Annotated in this window: 1 protein-coding gene; it reads left to right on the top strand. The window is 36.1% G+C overall.

Annotated elements, in window-relative coordinates; genetic code table 11:
- Positions 1 to 19: 19 nt before the first annotated feature.
- A partial coding sequence (locus ACFSMW_RS20355; RefSeq protein WP_390358154.1) for an IS110 family RNA-guided transposase occupies positions 20 to 1,053 on the top strand: 1,034 nt, incomplete at its 3' end.

The raw sequence follows: 1,053 nt of genomic DNA, 5'->3' as shown, positions 1-1,053 counted from the left end.
AGCTGGTTTTCAGGAACTAATGAACGAGATTCGAACACTTCCTGAAGATTTAATGCTTGTTTTTGAATCTACAGGTATTTATTCCAAACCAGTAGAGACATTTTGCCAAAAAAATCAGCTGCGTTATTGCATATTAAACCCTTTAGCAGCAAAAAAACAATTAGCACAAGGAACATTGCGAAGTTGGAAGACAGACAAGCACGATGCCCATAAATTGGCACAAGTTCATCAACAGAATGACCGACCAGAAAAAATACAGCAACCAGACGTCTATAATGAATTGCGTGATCTATCTCGCTTTTACCAAGAAATAGAAGACGATATAAAACGCACACGAATGTACTTGCATAATGCGCTACAACTAAGTTTTCCGGAACTTGAAAGATTCTTTTCAAGCAGAATCACACCCTATGCCTTGACCCTGATTGATTTATTTCCACATCCTGAATTTGTGCTACAAACAAGTAAAACAAAAATCAAAAATCTTTTGATGAAAAGTACAACCAAAAAAATATCAGAAAATCGTGCAAAACAAAAAGCAAGCCAAATGATAGAATATGCGAATGAATCTTATCCAGCTGCTTCTTCAACCAGTATTCAAGCTCAAAAAGTTCAGTATTATGCACGGCAACTTCTACATTTATTGGAGGAGAAAGAAAATGTTTCTGAACAATTGATTACAAAAGCAAAACAACTTTCGGATTTTGAGCTACTCACAAGTTTTCCAGGCATTGGCGAGATTAGCGCAGCACTTTTCATTGGCGAAATAGGAAACCTTTCACGCTTTTCGAATCATAAAAAAGTCAACGCCTTTATAGGTATCGATATTAGAAGATACCAGTCAGGAAAATATGTAGGCCAAGATCACATTAATAAACGGGGGAATCCAAAAGGAAGGAAAGTCTTATACTTCATTGTTCGGAACATGATTCGTCAACAAAAAGCAGCACCGAATCACATTATAGATTACTATTATAAATTAAGAAAACAACCTCATCCTAAAAAGGACAAGGTTGCGGTAGTAGCTTGCATGAACAAGCTACTTAAATGTAT

It is taken from the genome of Tigheibacillus halophilus, assembly GCF_042683165.1.
In the GTDB taxonomy this organism is placed as follows: domain Bacteria; phylum Bacillota; class Bacilli; order Bacillales; family Amphibacillaceae; genus Tigheibacillus; species Tigheibacillus halophilus.
This window is presented reverse-complemented; position numbering and strand designations above follow the sequence as displayed.